We start from the raw sequence: 8,258 nt of genomic DNA, 5'->3' as shown, positions 1-8,258 counted from the left end.
GGTGGGGTGGGCGCGGTTGTCCACAGGCCCTCGCGTCCGGAGCCCGGCGGGGTGATCGTGGGTTGTCCACAGGCTCCGACGTCCGGGTCTGTGGCGACGTACGCTGGAACACCCGGCCCGTCCCCACGTGTCGGGCCCTTCGTGTTGCCCATCCCTTTGGACGGAAAGCGCCCTCCATGAGTCTGCACGGTCTGCTCGACGCCGTAGTCAAGGACACCGCCCTGGCGGAAGCGATCACGGCGGCCGCGGACGGCAACCGCATGCACGTCGACCTGGTCGGCCCCCCGGCGGCCCGCCCCTTCGCGATCGCGGCCCTCGCGCGCGAGTCCGGCCGCACCGTCCTCGCCGTCACGGCGACCGGCCGGGAGGCCGAGGACCTCGCGGCGGCGCTGCGCTCCCTGCTGCCCGAGCAGGGCGTCGTGGAGTACCCGTCCTGGGAGACCCTGCCGCACGAGCGCCTCAGCCCCCGCAGCGACACCGTGGGCCGCCGCCTGGCCGTGCTGCGCCGGCTCGCCCACCCCCGGCCCGACGACCCGGAGACCGGACCGGTCTCCGTGGTGGTGGCGCCCGTGCGCTCCGTGCTCCAGCCGCAGGTCAAGGGCCTCGGCGATTTGGAGCCGGTCGCGCTGCGCAGCGGCCAGACCGCCGATCTGAACGCCGTGGTGGACGCCCTGGCGGCCGCCGCCTACGCGCGCGTGGAGCTCGTCGAGAAGCGCGGCGAGTTCGCCGTGCGCGGCGGCATCCTCGACGTCTTCCCGCCCACCGAGGAACACCCCCTGCGCATCGAGTTCTGGGGCGACGACGTCGAGGAGATCCGCTACTTCAAGGTCGCCGACCAGCGCTCCCTGGAGGTCGCCGAGCACGGCCTGTGGGCGCCGCCCTGCCGTGAGCTGCTGCTCACCGACGAGGTGCGCGAGCGGGCGCGGGTGCTCGCCGAGCAGCATGCGGAGCTGGGCGAGCTGCTCGGCAAGATCGCCGAGGGCATCGCCGTCGAGGGCATGGAGTCCCTGGCGCCGGTCCTCGTCGACGACATGGAGCTGCTGCTCGACGTCCTGCCCAAGGGCTCCATGGCCGTCGTCGCCGACCCCGAGCGGGTCCGCACCCGCGCCGCCGACCTGGTGGCGACCTCGCAGGAGTTCCTGCAGGCGTCCTGGGCGGCCACCGCGGGCGGGGGCGAGGCCCCCATCGACGTCGGCGCGGCCTCCCTGTGGTCCATCGCGGACGTCCGCGAGCGGGCGCGCGAGCTGGACATGATGTGGTGGTCGGTGTCGCCGTTCGCCGCCGACGACGAGCTCGACACGGACACCCTCAAGCTGGGCATGCGCGCCCCCGAGGCCTACCGCGGCGACACCGCGAAGGCGCTCGCCGACACCAAGGGCTGGCTCGCCGACGGCTGGCGCACGGTCTTCGTGACCGAGGGCCACGGCCCGGCGGCCCGCACGGTCGAGGTGCTCGGCGGGGAGGGCGTCCCGGCCCGCCTGACCATCGACCTGGACGAGATCTCCCCGTCCGTCGTGCACGTCGCCTGCGGCTGCATCGACTACGGCTTCATCGACCCCGCGCTCGGCCTGGCCGTCCTCACCGAGACCGACCTGACCGGGCAGAAGGCCGCCGGCCGCGAGGGCGCCCGGATGCCGGCCCGCCGCCGCAAGACCATCGACCCGCTCACCCTGGAGACGGGCGACTACATCGTCCACGAGCAGCACGGCGTCGGCCGCTACATCGAGATGGTGCAGCGCACCGTGCAGGGCGCCACCCGCGAGTACCTGGTCGTCGAGTACGCCCCGGCCAAGCGCGGCCAGCCCGGCGACCGGCTCTACATCCCCACCGACCAGCTGGAGCAGATCACCAAGTACGTCGGCGGCGAGGCGCCCACGCTGCACCGGCTCGGCGGCGCCGACTGGACGAAGACGAAGGCCCGCGCGAAGAAGGCCGTGAAGGAGATCGCGGCCGACCTGATCAAGCTGTACAGCGCGCGCATGGCCGCGCCGGGGCACGCGTTCGGCGGTGACACCCCGTGGCAGCGCGAGCTGGAGGACGCCTTCCCGTACGCCGAGACCCCGGACCAGCTGACGACGATCGCCGAGGTCAAGGAGGACATGGAGAAGTCGGTCCCGATGGACCGCCTGGTCTGCGGCGACGTCGGCTACGGCAAGACGGAGATCGCGGTGCGCGCGGCGTTCAAGGCCGTCCAGGACGGCAAGCAGGTCGCCGTGCTCGTGCCGACGACCCTGCTGGTGCAGCAGCACTTCGGCACGTTCTCCGAGCGCTACTCGCAGTTCCCGGTGAACGTGCGCGCGCTGTCCCGCTTCCAGACCGACACCGAGGCGAAGGCGGTCCTGGAGGGGCTGCGCGAGGGCTCGGTGGACGTCGTCATCGGCACCCACCGGCTGTTCTCGTCCGAGACCAAGTTCAAGGACCTGGGCCTGGTCATCGTCGACGAGGAGCAGCGCTTCGGCGTCGAGCACAAGGAGCAGCTGAAGAAGCTGCGCGCCAACGTCGACGTCCTGACGATGTCCGCGACCCCGATCCCGCGCACCCTGGAGATGGCGGTCACCGGCATCCGTGAGATGTCCACGATCACCACCCCGCCGGAGGAGCGGCACCCGGTCCTCACCTTCGTCGGGCCGTACGAGGAGAAGCAGATCGGCGCGGCGATCCGCCGTGAGCTGCTGCGCGAGGGCCAGGTCTTCTACATCCACAACCGCGTCGAGTCGATCGACCGGGCCGCCGCCCGGCTGCGCGAGATCGTCCCCGAGGCGCGGATCGCCACCGCCCACGGGCAGATGTCGGAGCAGGCGCTGGAGCAGGTCGTCGTGGACTTCTGGGAGAAGAAGTTCGACGTCCTCGTCTCCACGACGATCGTCGAGTCCGGCATCGACATCTCCAACGCCAACACCCTGATCGTCGAGCGCGGCGACAACTTCGGCCTCTCCCAGCTGCACCAGCTGCGCGGCCGTGTCGGCCGGGGCCGTGAGCGCGGCTACGCCTACTTCCTGTACCCGCCGGAGAAGCCGCTCACGGAGACCGCGCACGAACGGCTGGCCACCATCGCCCAGCACACCGAGATGGGCGCGGGCATGTACGTGGCCATGAAGGACCTGGAGATCCGCGGCGCCGGAAACCTGCTGGGCGGCGAGCAGTCCGGGCACATCGCGGGCGTCGGCTTCGACCTCTACGTCCGTATGGTCGGCGAGGCGGTGGCGGACTACCGGGCCTCGCTGGAGGGCGGTGTGGAGGAGGAGCCGCCGCTGGAGGTCAAGATCGAGCTCCCCGTCGACGCGCACGTCCCGCACGACTACGCGCCCGGCGAGCGGCTGCGCCTCCAGGCGTACCGCGCCATCGCCTCCGCCAACACGGAGGAGGACATCAAGGCCGTCCGCGAGGAACTCGTCGACCGCTACGGCAAGTTGCCCGAGCCGGTGGAGAACCTGCTGCTGGTGGCCGGGCTGCGGATGCTGGCGCGTGCGTGCGGGGTCGGCGAGGTCGTGCTGCAGGGCAGCAACATCCGGTTCGCGCCGGTGGAGTTGCGCGAGTCGCAGGAGCTGCGCCTCAAGCGGCTGTACCCGGGCACGGTCATCAAGCCGTCGGTGCACCAGGTGCTGGTGCCGCGCCCCAAGACCGCGAAGGTCGGCGGAAAGCCGCTGGTCGGGCGGGAGTTGCTGGGCTGGGTCGGGGAGTTCCTCACGTCGGTGCTGGGGTCCTGACCCAGGGGGATCCGGTCTGGCTGCCTGGCTGCCTGGCTCAGTCGGTGTGACGGAAGAGGGTCGCCGCGAGGGCCGCCCTCGCCTCCGCCCCCGCTGGCGCCGGCGCTCCCGCTCACGCGAAGCCGTCCGCGGAAGTCGACTGGGTCCGCGGACGGCTCTCTCGGGCTGGGCGTGGGTCTACGGCCTCACGGCTGGTCGGGCTTGTCGCGGTCCATGCCTGCCTGGCGCTCGATCCGCTGCTGAGCGTCGTCGACCTGGCTCTCGTACTTGTCGCCCGTCTTCTCGTTGACCTTTCGCTCCGCGGCGTCGGACATGCCCCCGGCCTTGTCCTGCGCCTGGCGGTTGCTCTTGAACCTGTCGAAGATGCCCATCCAGAGCTCCTTCCCGAGTGACTCACGATCGACGATACGCCCGACTTGCGTGCAATGCGCATTTGGCCGGTTTCTGGTCTGGACCTCCCGGATACCCCGATGCGCCGGGCGGTTACCGTGTGCACGCCCGGAAATCCGGGGAAGAGAGTCATGGCCCCGGGGCGTCCGGGCAGGCCAGGGGAGGGACCGCACGGTGAGGCGTCTGAGGGGTGGGGCGGCGACCGCCGCGGCGGTGCTCGGCACGGCACTGCTGCTGGGAGGCTGCGAGAACGTCGAGCTGCCCGCACCGGACGGTACGTCCGGCGCCGGCCCGGCCGCGGGATCGGGCCGCGCCACGAGCCCGCTGGACAACCCGGACGGCACGAAACCGGGCCTGGCGCCTCTCACGTCGGACGCGGACCGGGCCGAGGCCCGCGCCCTCATCGAGAAGGTCACGACCAAGGGCCGCGGCCCGAGAACCGGCTACGACCGCGAGGCGTTCGGCTACGCGTGGATGGACTCGGCGCCCGGCGGGGTCCCGTTCTCCCGCAACGGCTGCGACACCCGCAACGACCTCCTGAAGCGCGACGGCCAGGATGTCCGCTTCCGTTCCGGCTCCGACTGTGTGGTGATGTCGATGACGCTGGACGACCCGTACACGGGCCGGACCATCGAGTGGACCAAGTCCAAGGCCACCAGTGTGCAGATCGACCACGTCATGCCGTTGTCCTACGACTGGCAGATGGGCGCCTCGCGGTGGCCGGAGGGCAAACGGCAGGACATCGCCAACGACCCGCTCAACCTGCTCCCGGTCGACGGCCCCACCAACAGCTCCAAGGGCGACTCGGGGCCCGCCTCCTGGCTGCCGCCGAGCAGGCCGATCCGGTGCTCGTACGCGGTCCGCTTCGCCCAGGTCTCCCTCAAGTACGAACTGCCGGTGACGAAGGCGGACAAGGAGATGATGCTGCGCCAGTGCGGCGGCTGAGACGGCCCTGAATCAGCCCCTGAAACGGCGCCGCGGAAAAGGACTTTGCCGCCCTCATCCCCCGCCTTACCGTGACCCGCATGGAGACCAAGGTGTGGAGTCTCGCCGAGCGGCCCGAGCGGGTGGCGGCGGTGCTGGGGATGGCGGACAGCTGGCCGGAGGTCGTGCTGCACGATCTCGTGGGGAACAGCCATTACGGGCGGATACTCGCCGAGTTCCCCGAGTACGTGCTGTTCGCCGAGGACGAGGGGGGCGAGGTCGTCGCCCACGCCTTCAGCGTGCCGTTCGCGCTGGATGTCGAGGGGCGTGGCGCCCTGCCGGCGCGTGGCTGGGACCAGGTGCTGGCGTGGGCCTTCTCCGACCTGCGGTCCGGGACCCGCACCGACACGGTCAGCGCCATCTCCGTCGTCGTCGCGCCGCAGGTCCAGGGCGGCGGGCTGTCCGCCCGGATGCTCGGCGCGATGCGCGACCAGGCCCGTGCGCACGGCTTCACCGAGGTCGTCGCGCCGGTCCGCCCCAGCGCCAAGCACCTCGAACCGCGCACCCCCATCGAGGAGTACGCGCACCGTGTACGCCCCGACGGGCTGCCGTACGACCCGTGGATGCGCGTCCACGCCCGCGCCGGGGCCACCGTGGAACGCGTCGCGCCCGCCTCGATGACCGTCGTCGGGTCGCTGGAGATGTGGCGCGGCTGGACCGGGCTGCCGTTCGACACCGAGGGGGACGTGGAGGTGCCGGGGGCGCTGGTGCCGGTGCGGTGCGAGCCCGAGCGGGACCTCGCGGTGTACGTCGAGCCCAACGTGTGGATGCGCCACGCGCTCTGAACCGGCGCCCGGAAGCCCCGCCTCCGCCACCTGCGCCGTCGTACGAGGTGATCAGCACGACAACGATCCGGTACAACCGGTGACCGGACCTCGGTGTCGACCTATACGCTCGAAGCGACCCTCACACGACCGGGATTGCGCCATCGGGCAGGATCGGTCGGGTCCGTCCACCTCGTCAGGCATCAGGAGCAGCCATGCAAGGCCACGGCTACACACAGCCGGTGAAGCAGCCGCCGTCCAACGGGACGCTGGTCTTCCTGCGCGTGCTGTTCGTCGCGGTCACCGTGTTCAGTTTCGGCCTGCTGACCTTCGCGATGATGCTGCGCCTGGCCATCGTGACCCGCCGGGCGCTCGACTGGTGCCTGTTCGTGGCCTCGATCGTGGTGCCCTACTTCGGGTTCTACCTCATCGGCTCCGAGCCCGGAGACGAGATCAACACCGGGGGCGGCTACTTCGGCCTCCTCCTGGTGCTCGGCGGCATCGTGGCCGGAATCGCCTACTACCTCGCCGCGGACATCCGCCACTTCCAGCAGGCCCGTCTCACCGGCGGCTACGTCCAGCGGCCGCCGGTCGGCCCGGCGTACGGCTATCCGCGGCCCGCGTCGCCGTACACCGCGACGACCGTGCCGTCCACGCCCCATACGCCGGTGCCGTCGACGCCGCACACCCCGGTGCCGCCCGTTCCCCGCGACACTCCCGTGCCGCCGCCCCCGCAGCGCCCCGCGCCCGCCCGTATCGACCAGGTGCGCGCCGAACTCGACGAGCTCAGCGACTATCTGCGCCGCCAGGACGGACGGCCCGACGACACCCGTGAGGGCGGGCAGTGACCGCGACGACCGGACATGTCGTCTCCGGCCGCTACGAGCTGTCCACCCTCATCGGGCAGGGTGGCATGGGCCAGGTCTGGACGGCCTACGACCAGCGGCTCGACCGGCGCGTGGCGGTGAAGCTGCTGCGCCCCGACAAGGTCGCCGGGCAGGAGGCGGACGAGCTGCGCCGCCGCTTCGTGCGCGAGTGCCGGGTGACCGCGCAGGTCGACCACCCCGGCCTGGTCACCGTGCACGACGCGGGCAGCGAGGGCGAGGAGCTGTTCCTCGTCATGCAGTACGTCGACGGCGTCGACCTCTCCGCCCACCTCGCCGAACGGGAGGCGTACCCGTGGCCCTGGGCGGTCGCGGTCGCCGCGCAGCTGTGCGCCGTGCTCAGCGCCGTGCACGCGGTGCCGATCGTCCACCGCGACCTCAAGCCGCGCAACGTGATGGTGAAGCAGGACGGCACCGTCACCGTCCTCGACCTGGGCGTCGCCTCCGTCATGGACACCGACACCACGCGCCTCACCCACACCGGCTCCCCGATCGGCTCACCCGCCTACATGGCTCCCGAGCAGGCCATGGGCGGCGCCGTCGGCCCGTACACCGACCTGTACGCGCTCGGCGTCCTGATGCACGAACTGCTCAGCGGGGACGTGCCGTTCTCCGGCTCGACCGCGCTCGGCGTGCTGCACCGGCATCTGTACGAGCCCCCGCAGCCGGTGCGCCAGTCCCGCCCCGAGGTCCCCGAGGCCCTGGAGGCACTGGTCCTGCGCCTGCTCGCCAAGGACCCCCAGCACCGCCCGGCCTCCGCTCAGGAGGTCTACGAGTCCCTGGCGCCGCTGCTGCCCGCGCGCGGCATACCCAGCGGGGAGCCCCTCGACCCCACCCGCCCCTTCCTGCGCCCGCACGCCCCCTGGCCGGACCGCGCCCGCACCCCCGCGCCCCAGCCGGCGCCCGCCGCCCCGGCGCCGCCCGCCGACGAGAAGGCCGACGTGGCACGGGCCGTCGACGAGGTCAAGCGCCTCCTCGGCGAGGGCCGGATCACCCAGGCCGTCGACATCCTCGGCGCGATCCTGCCCGTCGCGGCCGAACAGCACGGCGGCAACTCGCCGGTCGTGCGCACCCTGCGCAAGCAGTACGCGGCCACGCTCATGGACGACGGCCAGTACCGGCGCGCCCTGCCCGAGCTGCGCCGCCTCGCCGACGAGCGGGCCTCCGAGGCCGGCCAGGCCGACCCGCAGTCCCTGCGCTTCCGCTACGACGTCGCCCAGTGCCTCGAACAGCTCGGTGAACCGGCCGCCGCCCTCGCCGAGTACCGCTCGCTGCTGCCGTACTACGAGAACCAGTACGTCTCCGGCGACCCCGTGCTCGCCCACGACGTGCGCCGCCGTATCGGGCATCTGCTGCTCGCCCTCGGCGACCGTCCCGCCGCCCACGACACCCTCGCCCGGCTCCTGATGGACGTCGAGCGCCTGCACGGCCCCGCCCACCCCCTCGCCGCCGAGGTCCGCCGCACCCTCCAGTGGCTGGGCCAGGTCCGAGGCTGACCACGCGGAGATCGCGCCGCGCCGGGTGGCGGG

The 8,258-nt window shown here is 72.3% G+C and carries 6 protein-coding genes; 5 read left to right on the top strand and 1 reads right to left on the bottom strand.

What is annotated here, in order from left to right; translation table 11 throughout:
* The first annotated feature begins 176 nt into the window (after window positions 1–176).
* Window positions 177–3,707, top strand: a complete 3,531-nt coding sequence (gene mfd, locus KBY32_RS31575; RefSeq protein WP_210982483.1) for a transcription-repair coupling factor — start codon at window positions 177–179, stop codon at window positions 3,705–3,707.
* Window positions 3,708–3,892: 185 nt separating this feature from the next.
* On the opposite strand, the gene KBY32_RS31570 is transcribed toward mfd, so the two are convergent.
* Entirely contained in the window at window positions 3,893–4,078 is a 186-nt protein-coding gene (locus KBY32_RS31570) for an Rv0909 family putative TA system antitoxin (protein WP_055624197.1), read from the bottom strand.
* 193 nt (window positions 4,079–4,271) lie between these two features.
* Between KBY32_RS31570 and KBY32_RS31565 the strand changes: the two genes are divergently transcribed.
* The 4 genes from KBY32_RS31565 to KBY32_RS31550 all read left to right on the top strand — a co-directional run bounded on the left by KBY32_RS31565 (window position 4,272) and on the right by KBY32_RS31550 (window position 8,225).
* Window positions 4,272–5,042, top strand: a complete 771-nt coding sequence (locus KBY32_RS31565; RefSeq protein ID WP_210982482.1) for an HNH endonuclease family protein — start codon at window positions 4,272–4,274, stop codon at window positions 5,040–5,042.
* 80 nt (window positions 5,043–5,122) lie between these two features.
* Window positions 5,123–5,866 carry a GNAT family N-acetyltransferase gene (locus KBY32_RS31560; RefSeq protein ID WP_210982481.1) on the top strand — a complete coding sequence of 248 codons (744 nt, stop codon included), beginning with the start codon at window positions 5,123–5,125 and terminating at the stop codon, window positions 5,864–5,866.
* A gap of 194 nt (window positions 5,867–6,060) precedes the next feature.
* On the top strand, window positions 6,061–6,693 hold the full coding sequence (locus KBY32_RS31555) for a hypothetical protein (protein ID WP_055624199.1): 633 nt from the start codon (window positions 6,061–6,063) through the stop codon (window positions 6,691–6,693).
* Between the two features lie 38 nt (window positions 6,694–6,731).
* Window positions 6,732–8,225 (top strand): serine/threonine-protein kinase, encoded by a 1,494-nt coding sequence (locus tag KBY32_RS31550; RefSeq protein ID WP_267890992.1) that lies wholly within the window; start codon window positions 6,732–6,734, stop codon window positions 8,223–8,225.
* The last annotated feature ends 33 nt before the right edge of the window (window positions 8,226–8,258 follow it).

Origin of the sequence: Streptomyces sp. RK62 (assembly GCF_018070255.1) — a bacterium.
In the GTDB taxonomy this organism is placed as follows: domain Bacteria; phylum Actinomycetota; class Actinomycetes; order Streptomycetales; family Streptomycetaceae; genus Streptomyces; species Streptomyces nigra.
This window is presented reverse-complemented; position numbering and strand designations above follow the sequence as displayed.